This is a genomic window from Geodermatophilus sp. SYSU D00525, assembly GCF_054050475.1.
In genome coordinates this window covers 21992-39990 of the sequence record NZ_JBJGZK010000010.1, presented here as the reverse complement: position 1 = coordinate 39990, position 17999 = coordinate 21992, and the positions used below count along the sequence as shown (strand labels likewise).

Annotated in this window: 19 protein-coding genes; 9 read left to right on the top strand and 10 right to left on the bottom strand. The window is 77.0% G+C overall.

Annotated features, from left to right (window positions below; all coding sequences use genetic code 11):
• Window positions 1-115 precede the first annotated feature (115 nt).
• The 4 genes from ACI796_RS10820 to sigE form a co-directional block, all read right to left on the bottom strand.
• Window positions 116-505 carry a twin-arginine translocase TatA/TatE family subunit gene (locus tag ACI796_RS10820; protein WP_456941231.1) on the bottom strand — a complete coding sequence of 130 codons (390 nt, stop codon included), beginning with the start codon at window positions 503-505 and terminating at the stop codon, window positions 116-118.
• A 50-nt stretch (window positions 506-555) separates the two neighbouring features.
• Window positions 556-2190 carry a S1C family serine protease gene (locus ACI796_RS10815; protein WP_456941230.1) on the bottom strand — a complete coding sequence of 545 codons (1635 nt, stop codon included), beginning with the start codon at window positions 2188-2190 and terminating at the stop codon, window positions 556-558.
• A 103-nt stretch (window positions 2191-2293) separates the two neighbouring features.
• Window positions 2294-2866, bottom strand: a complete 573-nt coding sequence (locus ACI796_RS10810) for an anti-sigma factor family protein (protein WP_456941229.1) — start codon at window positions 2864-2866, stop codon at window positions 2294-2296.
• Window positions 2863-3462 (bottom strand): RNA polymerase sigma factor SigE, encoded by a 600-nt coding sequence (gene sigE, locus ACI796_RS10805; protein WP_456941228.1) that lies wholly within the window; start codon window positions 3460-3462, stop codon window positions 2863-2865. Before sigE ends, ACI796_RS10810 begins: the two co-directional genes overlap by 4 nt.
• A gap of 192 nt (window positions 3463-3654) precedes the next feature.
• On the opposite strand from sigE, the gene ACI796_RS10800 reads away from it, so the two are divergent.
• On the top strand, window positions 3655-4311 hold the full coding sequence (locus ACI796_RS10800; RefSeq protein ID WP_456941227.1) for an O-methyltransferase: 657 nt from the start codon (window positions 3655-3657) through the stop codon (window positions 4309-4311).
• Here the strand turns inward: ACI796_RS10800 and ACI796_RS10795 are convergent.
• Window positions 4308-4784, bottom strand: a complete 477-nt coding sequence (locus ACI796_RS10795; RefSeq protein ID WP_456941361.1) for a 2'-5' RNA ligase family protein — start codon at window positions 4782-4784, stop codon at window positions 4308-4310. The genes ACI796_RS10800 and ACI796_RS10795 overlap by 4 nt on opposite strands.
• Before the next feature lie 32 nt (window positions 4785-4816).
• Window positions 4817-6037, bottom strand: a complete 1221-nt coding sequence (glgC, locus tag ACI796_RS10790) for a glucose-1-phosphate adenylyltransferase (protein ID WP_456941226.1) — start codon at window positions 6035-6037, stop codon at window positions 4817-4819.
• A gap of 73 nt (window positions 6038-6110) precedes the next feature.
• Here glgC and glgA point away from each other — a divergent pair, with 73 nt between their 5' ends.
• From glgA to ACI796_RS10760, 6 genes are all read left to right on the top strand, one after another.
• Complete coding sequence (glgA, locus tag ACI796_RS10785; RefSeq protein ID WP_456941225.1) at window positions 6111-7283, top strand: glycogen synthase; 1173 nt, start codon at window positions 6111-6113, stop codon at window positions 7281-7283.
• Between the two features lie 58 nt (window positions 7284-7341).
• Window positions 7342-8550: a PP2C family protein-serine/threonine phosphatase gene (locus tag ACI796_RS10780; RefSeq protein WP_456941224.1), complete on the top strand. Its 1209-nt coding sequence runs from the start codon at window positions 7342-7344 to the stop codon at window positions 8548-8550.
• Window positions 8547-9632 (top strand): hypothetical protein, encoded by a 1086-nt coding sequence (locus ACI796_RS10775; protein WP_456941223.1) that lies wholly within the window; start codon window positions 8547-8549, stop codon window positions 9630-9632. The genes ACI796_RS10780 and ACI796_RS10775 overlap by 4 nt, the downstream gene beginning before the upstream one ends.
• A gap of 40 nt (window positions 9633-9672) precedes the next feature.
• Complete coding sequence (locus tag ACI796_RS10770; protein ID WP_456941222.1) at window positions 9673-10407, top strand: GAF domain-containing protein; 735 nt, start codon at window positions 9673-9675, stop codon at window positions 10405-10407.
• Between the two features lie 70 nt (window positions 10408-10477).
• Window positions 10478-11584 (top strand): spore photoproduct lyase family protein, encoded by a 1107-nt coding sequence (locus tag ACI796_RS10765; RefSeq protein ID WP_456941221.1) that lies wholly within the window; start codon window positions 10478-10480, stop codon window positions 11582-11584.
• Complete coding sequence (locus tag ACI796_RS10760) at window positions 11584-12639, top strand: MsnO8 family LLM class oxidoreductase (protein WP_456941220.1); 1056 nt, start codon at window positions 11584-11586, stop codon at window positions 12637-12639. Before ACI796_RS10765 ends, ACI796_RS10760 begins: the two co-directional genes overlap by 1 nt.
• Here the strand turns inward: ACI796_RS10760 and ACI796_RS10755 are convergent.
• A complete protein-coding gene (locus ACI796_RS10755; protein ID WP_456941219.1) occupies window positions 12564-13238 on the bottom strand; it encodes a DUF6766 family protein in 675 nt (224 codons plus the stop codon). The genes ACI796_RS10760 and ACI796_RS10755 overlap by 76 nt on opposite strands.
• Before the next feature lie 94 nt (window positions 13239-13332).
• Window positions 13333-13713: a hypothetical protein gene (locus ACI796_RS10750; protein WP_456941218.1), complete on the bottom strand. Its 381-nt coding sequence runs from the start codon at window positions 13711-13713 to the stop codon at window positions 13333-13335.
• Window positions 13714-13852: 139 nt separating this feature from the next.
• Here ACI796_RS10750 and ACI796_RS10745 point away from each other — a divergent pair, with 139 nt between their 5' ends.
• On the top strand, window positions 13853-15355 hold the full coding sequence (locus ACI796_RS10745) for a phytoene desaturase family protein (RefSeq protein ID WP_456941217.1): 1503 nt from the start codon (window positions 13853-13855) through the stop codon (window positions 15353-15355).
• A 27-nt stretch (window positions 15356-15382) separates the two neighbouring features.
• Window positions 15383-15892 carry a DinB family protein gene (locus ACI796_RS10740; RefSeq protein WP_456941216.1) on the top strand — a complete coding sequence of 170 codons (510 nt, stop codon included), beginning with the start codon at window positions 15383-15385 and terminating at the stop codon, window positions 15890-15892.
• Between the two features lie 4 nt (window positions 15893-15896).
• On the opposite strand, the gene ACI796_RS10735 is transcribed toward ACI796_RS10740, so the two are convergent.
• Together ACI796_RS10735 and ACI796_RS10730 are read right to left on the bottom strand one after the other, a co-directional pair.
• A complete protein-coding gene (locus tag ACI796_RS10735; RefSeq protein ID WP_456941215.1) occupies window positions 15897-16550 on the bottom strand; it encodes a DUF4232 domain-containing protein in 654 nt (217 codons plus the stop codon).
• Window positions 16534-17997, bottom strand: a complete 1464-nt coding sequence (locus ACI796_RS10730; RefSeq protein WP_456941214.1) for a hypothetical protein — start codon at window positions 17995-17997, stop codon at window positions 16534-16536. The genes ACI796_RS10735 and ACI796_RS10730 overlap by 17 nt, the downstream gene beginning before the upstream one ends.
• Window positions 17998-17999 lie beyond the last annotated feature (2 nt).

Below are 17999 nucleotides of genomic sequence, written 5' to 3'. Positions count from 1 at the left end.
CGAGGACGGCGGACCGACCGCGGGGCCGGAGGCCCCCGGTCGGGACGGCGTGGCGGGGCTCAGCGTCGGTCGGGGACGGCAGCCGGCCGCGGTGTCGGCCGGTAGGCCGACGACGTCACGTCGCGTCGACGTCGAACGGCGGCGGGACGGTCCGGTCGTGCTCGACGACGGCCGGGCGCGTCGCGGGCTTCACCAGGCTCGCCGCGGTCGCGCCCGCGGTCCCGGCGTCGCCGCGGCGCGCCGGCGGGGCGTCGTCGTCCTCGAACAGCTGGGACCGGATGAACGTCTTCGGGTGGTACTTGCGCAGGTCCAGGTCGCGCAGGCCGGCGAGGTCCTCACCGAGGGAGTCGTCGACCTGGGCACGCACCCCGGTGATCGCCTGCCGGACCTTCTTCAGCCCGGCCGCGGCGTCCCGCGCCAGGGTGGGCAGCCGCTCGGGCCCGAAGATGAACAACGCGGCCAGCGCCAGGACGACGATCTCGCCCCAGCCGATCGAGTCGAACACGCGTCGCTCCCTCCTCCGCCGGTCCCAGGGTATGCGGTGCCGCGGTCCGCTCAGGCCTGGGCGAGCGTGGCCTGGACGGTCGTCGACGACCCGCCGCGGACCAGCTCGATGGTCACCTGATCGCCGGGGTCGTGGGCGTCGACGGCGACGACGAGCTCCTCGGAGCTGCCCACCTCCTGGTCGTCGACGGCGATGACGACGTCCTGCTCGCGGATCCCGGCCCGGGCCGCGGGGCTGTCCGGCTCCACGTTGAGGACCAGCGCGCCGTCGCGGGTGCCGTCGGTGACCGACCGGGTGTTCACCCCGAGGGTCGCGTGCACCGCGCTGCCGGTGGCGATCAGCTGCTCGGCGACGTCGCGGGCGGTGTCGATGGGGATGGCGAAGCCCAGGCCCACGCTGCCGCCGCCGAGCGAGGCGATCGCGGTGTTGATGCCGATGACCGCGCCGGTCGCGTCGACCAGCGCGCCGCCGGAGTTGCCCGGGTTGATCGGCGCGTCGGTCTGCACCGCGCTGATCACGGCGTTGGTGTCGCTGCCCTCCCCCGCCAGCCGCACCGGCCGGTCGAGCGCGGAGACGATGCCGCTGGTGACCGTGCCGGCCAGGCCCAGCGGCGAGCCGATGGCCACCACCGGGTCACCGACGACGACGTCGTCGGAGTTGCCGAGCGAGGCGGTGACCAGGCCGGGCTTCTCCACCTTGACGACGGCGACGTCGCTGGCCGGGTCTCGGCCGACGATGCGCGCGGCCGAGCCGCTGCCGTCGCTGAACACCGCCCGGATCTCCGCGCCGTCCACGCCGTCGGCGCCGGAGATCACGTGGTTGTTGGTGACGATGTAGCCGCCCTCGCCGTCGATGACCACGCCGGACCCGGTCGCGCCGGCGTCGCCGATGCGGACCTCGATCGACACGACCGCCGGCGCCACCCGGCCGGCGATGTCGGACACCGAGCCCGGCTCGCGGCTGATGCCCTCGTCGGTCTCCGAGAGCGTGGTGCCCGGCGCCAGCAGCGGCGTCTCGCTCGCCTCGCGGGTGAGCAGGTAGCCCACGCCGCCGCCGAGCGCGCCCGCGAGCAGGACGGCGAGGACGACCAGCAGGGCCACCCGCACCGACAGGTCGCGCAGCCGCAGCTTCTTCCGGCCCTTCCGGTCGACGACGACCGGGCCCTCCTGCTCGGACTCCTCCTCGAACACCGCGGGGCCGGTGAGGCCGGCCGGGGCGTGCGGGTCGCGCCACGGGTCGCTCTTCGCGTCCGGCTTCCACCACGGTCCGGCCGAGGTGCGACGGCGCCCGGGCCGGCCGCCGGGCGGCTCCTGCAGCCCGGCCTGCCCGGCCGGGGCGCGGAAGGCGCGCAGCACGGCCTCCGGCGGCGGCGGGGCCACCGGCCGCGGGGGCGGGGTCGGGCGGTCCCCGGCGAAGCTGCCCGGGACGGCGGCCGGGCGGCCGAACGCGGCGGCCTGGGCGGGACTGGCCGGCGGCTGCGGCGCCGCCGCGGCCGGGCGCAGCCGCTCCGGCGGCGCAAAGGAGCCGGTGGCCCCGGCGGGACGGGCGAAGACCACGTCGTCCCCCGTGCCGGCGGCGACCGGCGGGTGGACGACCGCCTCGACCGTGCGCTCGCCGTCGCGGGGAGCACCGCCGGGAGCGGGCTCGGCAGGACCGGTCTCGCGGGCGTCGTCGGGTGCGGTCACGGGTTCAGGGTCCTCCCCGGACCTGGCAGCGGACGTGGACTACGGGTGCCGGCGCGACGGTACCCGTCCGCGGGCTCGGGAGTCCGGGGTCAGGGCGCGGTGGTCACGGCGTGGCGCCCCGCGCGGACGACGGGCCGCTCAGCGTGCGGACCACCGGCGGCACGACCTCGGTGCGCTCGTCGGGCGAGGAGGGGCCGGCCACCGACGACGGCGTCCGGGGCGCCCGCTCCACCGGGTCGGGCAGGTGGAGCGCGAGGACCGCGACGCCGAGGCCCAGCCCGGCCAGCGTGCCGGCGACGCTGCGGCGCAGCCAGCGCGCGTGGTGCGGCGACGCGGGACGGACGGGCGGGTCGTCGAGCGACACGGTCCAGCGGCCGGAGGACCCGGAGACGGTCAGCTCCCCCGCCGACGCGGTGACGGTGCCCAGCCCGCCGCCGCCGGGGACGTCGGCGGTGAACGGGATGGCGCACAGCCGGGAGAGCAGGTCGCCGGGGACGGCGACGTCGGCGGCGGCGTGCAGCGCGTCCTTGGCCTCGCGCTGGGCCTGCACGAGCATCCGGCACTCGAGGCAGCCGGCCAGGTGGCGGGCGGCGCGCGCGGCGGGCCCGCTGGCCAGCTCCCCGTCGACCAGCGCGGCGATCGCCTCCTGCGCCAGGTGGCTCTCCGGCAGGCTCATGCGGGAGCCCCCGGTGCCGGGACGCTGCGCGGGGCGAGGTGGGCCAGGGCCTGGCGCAGCTGCACGCGGCCGCGGTGGATGCGGCTGCGCACGGTGCCGAGCTTGATGCCGAGGGTCGCCGCGATCTCCTCGTAGGTCAGGCCCTCGATGTCGCAGAGGACGACGGCCACGCGGAACTCCGGCGGCAGCGCGTCCAGCGCCGCCTGCACCTGCGGGTCGAGGTGGGTGTCGGCGTAGACCTGCTCGGGGCTCGGCGCGGTGCCGGGCAGCCGCTCGGTGTCCTCGGGCAGCGCGTCGAACCGGATCCGCTGGCGGCGGCGGACCATGTCGAGGAACAGGTTCGTGGTGATGCGGTGCAGCCAGCCCTCGAAGGTGCCCGGCGAGAAGTCGGCCAGCGAGCGGAACACCCGGACGAACGTCTCCTGGGTGAGGTCCTCGGCGTCCTGGGCGTTGCCGGAGAGGCGGTAGGCCAGCCGGTAGACGCGCGCCGAGTGGTCCCGCACGACCTGCTCCCAGGTCGGCGCCACCCACACCTCGCCGGCACCGGACGCGGCCGACTGCTGGTCGGCGGCAGGGGGGACGGCGGCCTCGGACACGTCCCCAGTATCGCGGACGCGCACGCTGCCGACCTCCCCCGCGGGATGGACGGGGACGGCGGCACGCTCGGGTGTCACGCCCGGACCAACGGCGGTGACGGCATTCCGTGTTCCCGTCGTCAGTTCTTGCCAGGTTCCTCACAGGAACGCCTCCCGGATCGCGGGCCGCGGTCCCCTTACCCTCGGCCGGTGATGAGCGCCGAGGGACCGTCGCGCGCCGGCGGGACCGGCGCTGCCGCCTGGTCCGACCGCTACGCCGCCGAGGACCCCGTCCTGGCCGCGGCGCGCGCCCGGGCCGCGGCGCTCGGCGGCCCGCCCCCGCCCGGCCCCGCCGCGGGCGCCACCCTCGCGGTCCTCGCGGCCGGCGCGGGCGCCCGCGCGGTCGTGTCGATCGGCAGCGGCGGCGGGGTGGTCGGCCTGTGGCTGCTGCGGGGCATGCGGCCCGACGGCGTCCTCACCGCCCTCGACGCCGACCCCGAGCAGCTGCGCGGCGCGCGGCGGGCGTTCGCCGAGGCCGGCGTGCCGCAGAGCCGGACCCGGCTGATCTTCGGCACCCCGGCCGAGGTGCTGCCCCGCCTGTCCCCCGGCGCCTACGACCTGGTGGTCTGCGCCGGGCCGCCGACCGAGTACGCCGGGCACCTGGCCTCGCTGCTCGCGCTGGTGCGCACCGGCGGGACGCTGGCCTGCCACGGCCTGCTCGCCGGGGACCGCATCGGCGACCGTGCCGCCCGCGACCCCGACACCGTCGCCTGGCGCGACCTCGCCCACAACGTCCGCGAGGACGAGGGGCTGACCTCCGCCGTCCTGCCGATCGGCGCCGGTCTGCTGGTGGCGACCCGCCGGCACTAACCCGCGAACGGGTGCTCGGCCAGCGGCTCCCACGGGCCGCCGAGGTAGCGCCACAACCCCAGCCCGCGGGCGGGCACCTCGCCGGGGACGAACCCCGCGGCCAGCCGGTCGTGCAGCGCCCGGGCCACCGCCGGCTCCACCTTGTTCTGCACGGTCACGTGCGCCGACAGCCGCTGGCGGTCCTGCCGGGTGAGCCACGGGTCGAACTCCGCGGCCAGCCCCGCGTGCAGGGCCGACAGCTCCGGCGCGGCCAGCCGGTAGGCGACCCCGCGGCCGAGCAGCTGGAGGCCGGTCACGGCGACGGCGAACGGCGGCCGGGCGGCGGCCGCGGCCAGGGCGGCGTCGACGGCGTCGCGCCGGTCGCCCGGCAGGGCGTGGAACAGCGTGACGTGCGCGGCGAGGTGGTTGCGGCCGGCCGGGAAGTGCTCGGCGCGCAGCCGGTCGAACCGCGCCTGCGCCTCCGCCCCGAGCAGCAGCGTGACGACCAGAGGGGCGGTGTCGCCGCTCAGACGATCGCCCTGGCGCCCTTGCCGAGGACGGTCACGCCGCCGGCACTCACGTGGTAGCGCTCGCGGTCGGCGCCGGAGTCCACCCCGATCCGCGCCCAGGCGGGGACGACGACGTTCTTGTCGAGGATCGCCCGCCGGACGTAGGCGCCCTCGCCGATCTGGACGCCGTCCATGAGCACGCTGTCCTCGACCCGCGCCCCGCGCTCGACCCGCACGCCGGGCGAGACGACCGAGTTGTGCACCGACCCGCCGCCGATGATCGCGCCGGCGCTGACCATCGACTCCTCGGCCCGCCCGCCGAGCACGAACTTCGCCGGCGGCTGCTGCGGGGGCAGGGTGAGGATCGGCCAGCGGTCGTTGTAGAGGTTGAACACCGGGGTGACCGACACGAGGTCCATGTGGGCGTCGAAGTAGGAGTCGATCGTCCCGACGTCGCGCCAGTAGCCGTGGTCGCGCTCGGTGGCCCCGGGGACGATGTTGGTGGAGAAGTCGTAGACGTACGCGTCCCCGGTCTCGGCGAGCATCGGCATGATCGAGCCGCCCATGTCGTGCGCCGAGTCGGCGTCCTCGGCGTCCACGCGCAGCGCCTCGAGCAGCGCGTCGGTGGTGAAGACGTAGTTGCCCATGGAGGCGAAGGACTCCTCCGGGCTGTCGGGCAGGCCCGGCGGGTCGGCGGGCTTCTCGAGGAAGCCGCGCACCTTGCCGTCGGCGCCGGCGTCGATGACGCCGAACCCGGTGGCCTCCCGCCGCGGCACCCGCAGCCCCGCGATGGTCACCCCCGCGCCGGTCTGCAGGTGCTGGTCGATCATCTGCGCCGGGTCCATGCGGTAGACGTGGTCGGCGCCGAACACCACGACGACGTCCGGCCGCGCGTCGTAGATCAGGTTCAGGCTCTGGAAGATCGCGTCGGCGCTGCCGGTGTACCAGCGCGGCCCGAGCCGCTGCTGCGCCGGCACCGGGGTGATGAAGTTGCCCAGCATCTGCGACAGCCGCCACGTCGTGGTGATGTGCCGGTCGAGGCTGTGGCTCTTGTACTGGGTGAGGACGGCGATCTGCCGTATGTCGGCGTTCACCAGGTTGGACAGCACGAAGTCGATGAGCCGGTAGTTGCCGCCGAACGGCACCGCCGGCTTGGCACGGTCCTGGGTCAGGGGCGCGAGCCGCTTGCCCTCACCACCAGCCAGGACGATGCCGAGCACTCGAGGACCGCCACGCATGGAGGGAACGTAGCCGCTGCGCGGGCCCGCCGTCGCCCCACCTCGGCACCCCCCGCCCCCTAGGGTGACCGCCGTGCGGATCGGCATCGTCACCCGGGAGTGGCCCCCAGACGTCTACGGCGGGGCCGGCGTGCACGTCGAGCACCTCGTCGCGGCCCTGCGCTCGCTGCCGGCGGGCCCGGACCTGGAGGTGCACGCCTTCGGCGGCCCCCGGACCGACGCCCGCGGCTGGGCGGTGCCGCCCGGCCTGGCCGCGGCCAACGGCGCGCTGCAGGCCCTGGGCACCGACGTCGAGATCGCCGCGGCGCTGGCCGACGTGGACCTCGTGCACAGCCACACCTGGTACGCCAACGGCGCCGGCCTGCTCGCCGCGCTGGTGCACGGGGTGCCGCACGTGGTGACCGCGCACTCGCTGGAGCCGCGGCGGCCGTGGAAGGCCGACCAGCTCGGCGGCGGCTACCGGCTGTCGTCGTGGGTGGAGCGCACCGCCTACCTCGCCGCGGATGCGGTGATCGCGGTCAGCCACGGCATGCGCGCCGACGTCCTCGACGCCTATCCCGACCTCGACCCGGCCCGGGTGCACGTCGTCGGCAACGGCGTGGACGCCGAGGCGTACAAGCCGACGCCGGCGCCGGACGTCGTCCGCTCGCTCGGGGTCGACCCCGACCGGCCCTACGCGCTGTTCGTCGGCCGGATCACCCGGCAGAAGGGCGTCGTCCACCTGCTGCGGGCGGCCGAGCAGCTGCCGCCCGACGCGGGGCTGGTGCTGTGCGCCGGCGCCCCCGACACCCCGGGCGAGCGGCAGCAGGTCGCCGACGCCGTGGCCGAGCTGCAGGCCCGCCGGCCGGGCGTCGTCTGGATCGAGGCGATGCTGCCGCGCGAGCAGCTGGTGCCGCTGATCACCGGGGCGACGGTGTTCGTCGTCCCCTCGGTCTACGAGCCGCTGGGCATCGTGAACCTCGAGGCCGCCGCCTGCGGCACCGCGGTGGTCGCCAGCGCCGTCGGCGGGATCCCCGAGGTCGTGGCCGACGGCGTCACCGGGCTGCTGGTCCCCTACGACCCCGGTGACGTCGCCGCCTTCGAGGCGGGGCTGGCCGCGCGGATCGCCGAGCTGCTGGCCGACCCGACCCGGGCCGCGGCGATGGGCGCGGCGGGCCGCGAGCGGGTGCTGTCGGAGTTCGGCTGGCCGGCGATCGCCCAGCAGACGGTCGGCGTCTACACGGCCGTCCTCGAGGCCCGGGGCTGATCTCTCCCCCACCCACTCCCCGCGCCCGCCGCAGGTCGGGATGCGATCCTGACCCGTCGTGGCCACCGATCCGCGCCCGTCCGAGCGGGACCCCGTCCGGGCGCTCGTCCGTGCGTCGCACCACCTGTCCGCCGACGACCTCGGCGCCGTGGTCGCGGAGCAGGCGCGGCGCCTGGGCGTCCGCGGGGCGGTCGTCTACCTCGCCGACTACGCCCAGCACGTCCTGCTGCCCCTGCCCGGCGAGGGCGTGCCCCCCCGGCAGGAGCTGATCATCGACGGGTCGGTGGCCGGGCGCGCGTTCCGCCGGGTCGAGCCGGTCCACGCCCCGGCCGGTGACGGGCCGGCCAGCCTGTGGGTGCCCCTGCTCGACGGCGCCGAGCGGGTCGGCGTGGTCGAGTACGTGCTCGACGGCGACCCGACGCCGGACCTCGAGGACGATGCGCGGTCGTTCACCTCGCTGGTCGCCGAGCTGGTCGTCACCCGCGACGCCTACAGCGACCTGTTCGCCCGGCTGCGGCGGCGACGCGAGCTGACGCTGGCCGCGGAGATCCAGTGGGAGCTGCTGCCGCCGCTGACCTACGCGAGCGACCGCGTCGTCATCACCGGCGCGCTCGAGCCGAGCTACGACATCGGCGGGGACACCTTCGACTACGCGGTCAACGGCGCGCTGGTGGACCTGGCCGTGCTCGACGCCGTCGGCCACGGCCTGCCCGCCGCCCTGCTGACCACCGCCGCCGTCGGCGCCTACCGGCACGCCCGGCGCGCGGGCCTCGACCTCCCGGCGGTCGCGGCCGCGATGGACGCCGTCGTCGCCGCCCAGTTCGCCGGCAGCCGGTTCGCCACCGCGGCCGTCGCCCGGCTCGACCTCGACACCGGGCTGCTCACCTGGGTGAACTGCGGGCACCCCGACCCGATCGTCGTGCGCGACGGCGCCCTGATCCGGCCGCCGGCCTGCCCGCCGGCGCGCCCCCTGGGGCTGCTCGCGGCGGCACCCGCGGTGTGCCGGATGCAACTGCGCCCCGGGGACCGCGTGCTGCTCTACACCGACGGCGTCGTCGAGGCGCGCTCGCCCGACGGCGCGTTCTTCGGCGAGGACCGGCTCGCGGACCTGGTCGTGCGCGCCGAGCTGGCCGGCGACCCGCCGCCGGAGACGATGCGCCGCCTCATGGGCAGCGTCATGCAGCACCAGGACGGCCGGCTGCAGGACGACGCGAGCATCGTCATGGTCGAGTGGCAGACCGGGCACGAGGAGCGGTTGAGGCTGTGAGCACGGCACCGGAAGGACCCCTGACCGGCGAGGCGGCGGGTCCGGCCGACGTCGTCGTGGGGCTGGTCGCCGCGCCCGGCGCGCCGGTGGAGGTGGCCGACGAGCTGGCCGCCGACCTGGCCGGCGCGCTGCGCGAGCGGCACCCCGACGTCGCGTGGGACGTCCGCGTGGTCGAGGACGGGCTGGTCCAGCCGCCGGCCGACGACGCGGAGATCGTCGGCGCCGCGCGCGACCGGCTGCTGGCGGAGGAGTGGGACCTCGCCGTCGTCGTCACCGACCTGCCGCTGTCGGTCGACCGGCGCACCGTCGTCGCGCACGCCAGCCCGGTGCACGGCGTCGCGGTGCTGTCCCTGCCGGCCCTCGGCGCGGTCGGCCGGCGGCGGCGCGCGCTGCAGACGACGGTCGGGCTGGTCCGCACGCTGCTCGGTGACGCCGAGGGCGACGACGACCCGGCCGCGCTGCGCCGCCGGGTGCGCGAGCTGGCCACCGACCCGGCCGACACCGCCGACGGCGTCCGGTTCACCGCCCGGGTGCTGTCGGGCAACCTGCGGCTGCTGGTCGGCATGGTGCGCGCCAACCGGCCGTGGCGGCTGACCATCCAGCTGTCCCGCGCGCTGACGGCGGCGGTCGCGGCCGGCGTCTTCGCCCTGGTGACCGCCGACATCTGGCGGCTGGCCGACCGGTTCGGCTGGCTGCGGCTGTCCGTCGTCGGGCTGGGCTCGGTGGTGGCCATCTGCGCGACGCTGGTCGTCGGCGCGCAGATGTGGGAGCGGGCCCGCTCGCGCCGCGTGCGCAAGCAGGTGGCGCTGTTCAACCTGGCCACCGTCGCCACCGTGGTGATCGGGGTGCTCACCCTCTACGCCGCGCTGTTCGCCCTCGCGCTGGCCGGCTCGCTGCTGCTGGTGCCGTCGGCGCTGTTCGCCGAGGGGCTGGGGCACCCGGCCGCGCTCGGCGACTACCTGGAGCTGGCCTGGCTGACCAGCTCGCTGGCGACGGTCGGCGGGGCCCTGGGCGCGGGCCTGGAGGACGACGACGCCGTCCGCGGGGCGGCGTACGCGCACCGGCCGGACGCGGCCGGGTGACCGGGATGGCCCCGGTGCCCGCACGGGGCGAGGATGACGTGTGACCATCTCCACGCGGTTCGCCGCCGCGCTGGACGCCGAGGCCGCCGGGAGCCCCGGGTCGGCCGAGCTGCTGCCGGTCCGCCTGGCCCGGGCCTGCGTCACCACCCTGGGGGTCGACGCCGCGGGGCTGTCGGTCGTCGACGCGTCCGGCCTGCGCATCCCGCTCGGGGCGAGCACCACCGAGGCCGCGTGCGCCGAGCGCCTGCAGTTCACCGTCGGCGGGGGGCCGTGCTGGGAGGCCCAGGAGACCCGGCAGCCGGTGTTCGCGCTGCTGGACGACCTGCGGCGGCGCTGGATGCCCTTCGCCGACCTGCTCACCGCGCAGACGCCGTTCCGCGCGGTGGTCGCCCTCCCGCTGCGCGAGGACCTCGCCGGCGCCGGCGCGCTGGACCTGTACTTCACCGACGAGGCCGCCGTGCCGGGGCTCGACGTCTTCGCGGCGATGGCCGTCGGCGAGCTGGTCACCGCGGCGCTCAGCGACGCCGCCGTCTGGTCGGACTGGCCGGCCGAGCGCGGCCCCGACTGGCTGCACGGCCCCGAGGCGCGCCGGCGGGCCGCGGTGCTGCGGGCCGCGGGCCGGGCGGCGATGGCGCTGGACACCGACCCGGCCACCGCGCTGGACCTGCTGCGCGCCGAGGCCTACGCCGGGGGACGCGCCGTGGAGGACGTCGCCGAGGACCTCGAGCAGGGCCGGCTCGACGTGCGCGAGCTCGCCCCGAACTGGCACCACTGACCCGCACCGTGTGACCGTCCCCGCAGGTCAGGGGCGGAATCCGGGCCCGCGCGCGGGCGCTGCACCCCGCGTGACCGCAGCGCCCCCGCCGTCCGACGTGTCCGCGCCCGTCCCCTCCCCCACGCGGCTGCTCGACGTCCGCACCGTCTACGCCGAGCCGGCCGCCCTGGACTCCGTCCGCGGCCGCGAGGTGCTCGCCCGCTTCCCCGGCGCGGAGGTCGTCGAGGTGCCCTCGCACTGGAGGATCCCGGAGCTGCACGGCAACGAGGGCAACGTGGACCGCTGGGTGCGGGTGAAGACCGAGACGCTGGTGCTCGGCGTGAAGAAGTCGCTCACCGCCCGCCCGAACGGCCGGTCGGCCGACTGGATCGCCCCCTCGACGGCGAACGGCTGCGCGATGGCCTGCGCGTACTGCTACGTGCCGCGGCAGAAGGGCTACGCCAACCCGATCACCGTCTTCACCAACATCGAGCAGATCACCGGCTACCTGCGCCGGCACGTCGCCCGGCAGGGGCCCAAGACCGAGCCCGACCAGGTCGACCCGGTCAGCTGGGTCTACGACATCGGCGAGAACAGCGACTGCTCGGTCGACGCGCTGGTCAGCGACAACGTCGCCGACCTGGTCGCCACCTTCCGCGAGCTGCCCACGGCCAAGGCGTCGTTCGCCACCAAGTACGTCAACCGGCAGCTGCTCGACCTCGACCCGCAGGGCCGCACCCGCATCCGGTTCTCGCTCATGCCCGACGCCGACTCGCGGGTCGTCGACGTGCGCACCAGCCGGGTCGCCGAGCGCGTCGCCGCCGTCGACGACTTCGTCGAGGCGGGGTACGAGGTGCACCTCAACCTCTCGCCGGTGGTGCTGCGCGACGGGTGGGAGGCCGGCTGGGCGCAGCTGCTGCGGCAGCTCGACGACACCCTCTCCCCCGCGGCCAAGGCCCAGGCGGCCGCCGAGGTGATCATGCTGACCCACAACCGGGACCTGCACCAGGTCAACCTCGGCTGGCACCCGAAGGCCGAGGACCTGCTGTGGCGGCCGGACCTGCAGCAGCCCAAGCGCAGCCAGAACGGCCAGTGGAACGTGCGCTACCGCAACGACGTGAAGCGGGCCGGTGTCGAGCGGCTGCGGGAGCTGATCGCCGCCCACGCGCCCTGGCTGCGCGTGCGGTACGCGTTCTGATGCGGCTCTCGCTCCTCGACCGGTCGCGCACCCGCGCCGGCGAGCCGGACGCGGCGGCGCTGCGCGGCACCGTCGCGCGGGCGGTGTCCGCGGAGCGGCTGGGCTACGAGCGGTTCTGGGTCGCCGAGCACCACGGCGTCCCCGGCATCGCCGGGGCCGCGCCCGCGGTGCTGCTGGCCGCGGTCGCCGGCCGGACGACGGCGATCCGGCTGGGCTCGGCCGGCGTCATGCTGCCGCACCACCAGCCGCTCGTCGTCGCCGAGCAGTTCGCCACCCTGGCCGCCCTCGCCCCGGGCCGGGTGGACCTGGGGCTGGGCCGCTCGCCGGGTTTCACCCCGCCGGTGCGCCGGGCGCTGCGGGAGACCGAGCGCGACTTCGCCGCCGACCTCGCCGAGCTGCGCGCGTACCTCACCGGGACGGCGGAGATCACCCTGCACCCGCAGCCCGCCGGGGACGTGCGCGTGGTCGTCCTGGCCACCGGCCGCGGCCTGGAGGTCGCCGCGGACCTGGGCCTGCCGGTCGTCGTCGGAGGGCCGCTGCTCGGGGTGGCCGGCGACCCGGAGCCGGGCCGGCAGGCGCTGGCCCGCTACCGCCGCGCCTACCGGCCCTCGGCGCAGGCGCCGGAGCCGGAGGTCGCGATCAGCCTGGACGTGCTCGTCGCCGACACCGCGGCCGAGGCCGCCGACCTGCTGCTGCCCGAGGCGTGGGCGATGGCGCAGGCGCGCACCACCGGCGTCTTCCCGCCGCTGGAGCCGGTGGCCGCGGTGAGGGCGGCGCCGATGACGGCGGTGCAGCGGCGGCACGCGGAGCGGACGGCGGCCGCGGCGGTCGCCGGCCCGCCGGACCGGGTGGCCGCGCGGCTGGCGGAGCTCGCCGAGCGCACCGGCGCGACCGAGCTGGTCGCCGCGGGCAGCACGCACGACCGCGCGGCGCTGGCCGCCTCCGACGAGGCCCTGGCCCGGCTGCTGGGTGCCCCGGCTCACCCCGTGGCGCCGGTGTCCCCGTGGGACGCGCCGACCGGCTTGGACTCCGGCGACCCCCGCTGGCGCAGGTAGACGGCGAACACCGCCATCGACCCGACCGCGAGCATCTCCGACTGCCAGTTCTGGAAGCTGCGGTTCCAGAAGTCGGCCTGGCCGAGGTAGGACACCCAGCTGACCGGGTCGGCGTGCGACTGCAGCTGCTCGGCGTTGTACGCCGCCCACCCGGCCACCGAGGTCGCCGCCCAGGTGAGCAGGAAGATCCCCGCGAACAGCAGGCCCAGGGACCGGGAGAACAGCGCGCCGCGCCAGCCGCCCACCCGCGCCCACGCCGGCGAGTCGTCACGGGCGTGCGCTCCCGTCCGCTGCTCCTCGTCGCTCTCGGTGCCGACGTCGTCCAGCTCCTTGGACTCCGGCGACCCGCGCTGCACCAGCCAGACGGTGGCGAAGACGTAGAGGAAGAACTGCAGGTACTCCGACTGCCAGTTCTCCATGACGTCGACGGCGAACGACGACGAGGTCACGTAGTCCGCCAGGGAGACCGGTGCGAGGCCCTCGGCCTGCCGGTCCTCGCTCACCTGCGCCGCCCCGGCCACCGCCTGCCCGGCCAGGCTGAGCAGGAACAGCAGGCCGAAACCCAGGCTCAGCGAGTTCTCCCGGACGAACCGCCGCACGCCGCTCACCGCCCCAGCAGGGCGAGGACCACGCAGTAGGCCACGCCGCCGAACACGGTCAGCAGGTAGGCCACGAACACGACGCGCACGGATCTCACGAGCCCTCCACCAGGCAGTCGTAGCGCCCCTCGCCGGAGGGCCGGCAGCCGGCCGCGGCCACCTCCCAGCCGTCGGGCGCGCGGGTGAGGAACAGCGTGTCGTCGGTGAGCCGCACCTGGGCCTCCTGACCCCAGACCTGCGTGGAGACGACGCCGCCGGTGCCGAGCGGGAGCTCCTCGAGCACCACGGGGCAGCCGGTCGGCTCCTCGTGCTCCAGCGCCTGCACCGCGGCGTCGGTGAGCAGGTCGCAGCGGGTGGCGGGATCGGCCACCGCGAAGTCCCCGGCCACCTGCTCGACGTCGGGCAGGTGCACGTCCGAGCACCCGGCCAGCACCCCCAGCACCGGCACCACCAGGGCCGGCACCCACCACGCCACCGTCCGCACGGTCCGTCGCCTCCCGTCCCGCTCCCGCGCGGGCTCCGCGGATCCCCCCGATCGTGGGCCGAGGCCCCGGGCTCCGCCACCCCAGGTGATCACCCGATCGGGCGGTGACCTGCGGCACTACGGTGACCCTGTGGCACGGGTGGTGGTCGTCGGCGCGGGGCTGGGCGGTCTCGCCGCTGCGGCGCGACTGGGCGCCCTGGGTCACCGGGTGACCGTGCTGGAGCAGTCGGCGGCCGTCGGCGGCAAACTCGGCTGGTACGCCCGCGACGGCCACGCCTTCGACACCGGCCCCAGCCTGGTCACGCTGCCGCAGGTGCTGCGCGACTTGTTCGACGCCACCGGCGGCCCGCTGGAGGAGTCCGTCGACCTCGTCCGGCTCGACCCCGCCGTCGACTACCGGTTCGCCGACGGCACCCGGCTGGCCGTGCCCGGGCACCTCGAGGCGGTCCCGGACGCGCTGGACGCCGCCCTCGGCGAGGACGCCGGCACCCAGTGGCGGGCGCTGCTCGAGCGCGCCGGCGCGATGTGGGCGATCACCGAGCAGCCGTTCCTGCGCTCGCCGCTGCGCGGCGCGGCCACCCTCGCCCGGCTGGCCCGCGACCCGGCCGACGTCGCCGCCGTCGCGCCCTGGCAGACGCTGCGCGGCCTGGGCGCCCGCTACCTGCGCGACCCGCGGTTGCGCGTGCTGCTCGACCGCTACGCCACCTACTCCGGCTCCGACCCGCGGCGCGCGCCCGCCGTGCTGGCCACCGTCCCCTACGTCGAGCAGGCGTTCGGCTCCTGGTACGTCCGCGGCGGGCTGCACCGGCTGGCGGAGGCGGTGGCCGAGCGGGCCCGCGAGCACGGCGCCGACGTCCGCACCGGCACGCCGGTGCGGCGGGTGCTGCGCGACGGCAGCCGGGTGGCCGGGGTGGAGCTGGCCGAGGGCGGTGAGGTGACCGCCGACGTCGTCGTCTCCGGCGCCGACGCCACCGCCCTGTACGCCGGGCTGCTGCCGCCGGACCGGCGCACCCGCGCGGTGCGGCGCGGGCTGACCCGGGCGACGCCGTCGCTGTCGGGGTTCGTGCTGCTGCTGGCGCTGCGCGGCCGCACGCCGGGCCTGGCGCACCACACCGTCGCCTTCCCCGCCGACTACGACGCCGAGTTCGACGCGGTCTTCGGCACCGGCCGGCACCGCGGCCTGCCCTGCCCGGTGCCCGACCCGACCGTCTACGTCAGCGCCCCCGACGACCCCGCCACCCGGCCCGACGACGACAGCGAGTCGTGGTTCGTCCTGGTCAACGCGCCGCGGCACGATCCCGACGGCGGCGTCGACTGGGACACCCCCGGCCTGGCCGACCGCTACGGCACCCGGGTGCTGGAGGTGATGGCCGCGCGCGGGCTCGACGTCCGGTCCCGGCTGCGCTGGTGCGTGACCCGCACGCCGGCCGACCTCGCCCGGGAGACCGGCAGCGTCGGCGGCTCGATCTACGGCACCTCGAGCAACGGCGCCCGCGCGGCGTTCCTGCGCCCGGGCAACGCCGCCCCGGTGCGCGGGCTGTACCTGGTCGGCGGCTCGTCGCACCCGGGCGGCGGGCTGCCGCTGGTGACCCTGTCGGCGGAGATCGTCGCCGGGCTGGTCGGCCCGGCCTGACACCTCCCGGCGTGCGAGGGTGCCCGGGTGCGCACCGACCCGCCGGAGACCGCCGACGAGACCACCACGCTGACCGCCTACCTCGCCTACCAGCGCGAGACGCTGCTGCTGAAGACCGAGGGGCTCACCCGTGAGCAGCTGGCGCGGGCGCACCCGCCGTCGTCGCTCACCCTGGCCGGGCTGCTGTACCACCTGGCGCTGGTCGAGGAGACCTGGGCGGTCCAGCGGTTCGCCGGGCAGCCGGAGCCCGCGCCGTGGGACGGCGTCGACTGGGACGCCACCCCCGACTGGGAGTTCGACGCCGCCCTGGACCTCGAGCCGGAGGTGTTGCGCGAGCGCTACCGGGAGGCCGGGCGGCGCACCGACGCGGTGGTCGCCGCGGCCGGGTCGCTGGACGCGCTGTCGGCCGTCCCGCGGCGCGACGGCAAGCGGTTCAGCCTGCGCTGGATGCTGCTGCACCTGGTCGAGGAGACCGCCCGGCACAACGGCCACGCCGACCTGCTGCGCGAGGCGGTGGACGGCGTCGTCGGCGAGTGAGGCGCTACTGCGCCAGCTCCGTCGCCCACGCGGCGACGGCGACCTCCCCGGTGGTGCCGGCGTCGACCCACATCGGCAGGACCTGGCCGGGGTCGCCCGGCACCGGGACGACGTGCAGCGCCCGCCCCTCGGTGAGCCCGCCGTCGGTGACCGTCGCCGACCAGGAGACGCCGGTGACCGCACTCTGGCCCGGCTGCAGCACCAGCGGGGACGGCCCGGGGTCGCGGACCGTGTACGTCGACTCGTGCGCCACGGTGAACGGCATCGGGCGCCCCGTCCCGTCGAGGACGGAGACCTCGGCGTAGCCGGTGACGTCCCGCGGCACGTCCCCGCAGTTGGTCACGGTGACGACGACGCCGCGGTGGCCGAGGCCGGCGTCGACCGGGCCGGCGGTGACGAGCAGGCCCAGCGGTGAGCAGGTCGGCGTCACCGGCTGCGGCACCTCCGGCGCGCCGGGTGCGGGCGTCGGTGCGGTCGGCTCCGCGGCCGGGGTGGGCCCGGGCGGGACGCCGATGCCCGCCGCGTCGGCACCGGCCGGCGCGCGGGCGGCCAGCACACCCGCCGTCACCGCGACGACGGCCAGCGCCACCAGCAGCGGGACCGGCCACCGGGCCCGCGGCGCGTCGGCCCCGCGCGGCGACTCAGCCCCGCGCGGCACCGAGGCCCAGCACCGCGGCCAGCCCGAGCGCGCTGCGGGGCGCGTAGGCCGCCCGCCACAGCCCGCCGTGGACGGCGGCGTACGCCTCGTCCTGCCACGGCTGCTCGTGCCGCGGCCCGCCGCCGGTGTGCAGGTCGTGCACCAGCAGCGCGGCCATGAGCACGTTCGACGTCGCCGGCTCGAACACCTCGACGCCGAACCGGTGCGCCCCGGCGTAGGCGGCGGCCAGGGCCCGGTTCTTCACCACCGACCGGGTGCGGGTGGGCGGCGCGACGTTCATCGACACCGTCGTCCCGGCCGCCCGCGCGACGGTCGCCCGCCACCGCTGCAGCCGCTTGGCCAGCGCGTAGTTCGGGCCCTGCTGCGCGACCAGGCTGTCGCTGACGCCCGGGTCGGTGCCCGGCACGTACGCCCGCTGCAGCAACCGCCCGGCCGAGAGCGTGCGCAGCGGCCGGCCGAGGAGCTTGCCGACGCGGGAGCGGCCGGCATAGGCGCGCGCCGACTGCTCGACGGCGTCGCCGGGGACGGCGAAGACGTCGGTGGGCGTGGCGAGGAAGGCCAGCGCGAGGTCGGGCCGGTCGCGCTGCAGGCGGACGGTGAGCGCGTCGACCGCGGCCGACACCCGCACGTTGGTGGCGCCGTCGGCGTAGACGTAGTCGCCGAGCACCGGGTCGCCGGGCAGGCCGGCCACCCAGTCGCCGACGGCCGGCACCTCGCGCACGAGGTCGGCGCCCGCGGTGCCGGCGAGGTCGCCGTCGTCGGTGGGGGCGGGCAGCAGCAGCCGGCCGGCGCCGCGGCGGCCGGTGTCGAGCACCCGCCGCCACAGGTCCGGCCGCGGCAGGTCGACCCCGGCGACGGTGGCGCCCCACCGCAGCAGCGCCGTCAGCGGACCCATCTCCGCACCCGCACCCAGCACGACGACGGTCCGGCCGGGCAGCGCCAGCCACTCCGGGTGCGCGGCCACGGCGCGCACCGCCTCGGCGAGGCCGGGCTCGGCGATCCCGCCCTCGACCCAGGTGTCCACCTGGCGCAGCAGGTCGTCGCCGCGCAGCCGCCGGCCGTGGAAGGGCAGCGTGAACTCGCGCTCGGGCTCGGCGGTGCCGGCCACCTCGCGGGTCCGCAGTGCCCGCCCGGCCGGCGCCGCGGGCAGCGCGCTCAGCGGCTGTTCGCCGTCGTCGGTGGCCACCCGCAGCCGGGCGTGGACGGCGTCCAGGCCGGCCGCGGCGATGGCCCGGGCCGCGTCCGGGGAGGCCAGTCCCGCCTCGACCAGGCGGCGGAAGTGCACCAGGTAGCCCGCCCGCCAGTTGGTCTCGGACTCGGCGGCGCGGGCGCCGGTCGGGTCGACCGGGCGCAGCGCGTCGGCGACGACGGCACGGCCGACCGCCGCGGTGCTGCGCCGCCCGTCGGGGCCGGTGGGGAAGACGACTCCGGTGTCGTCGGTGCTCATGG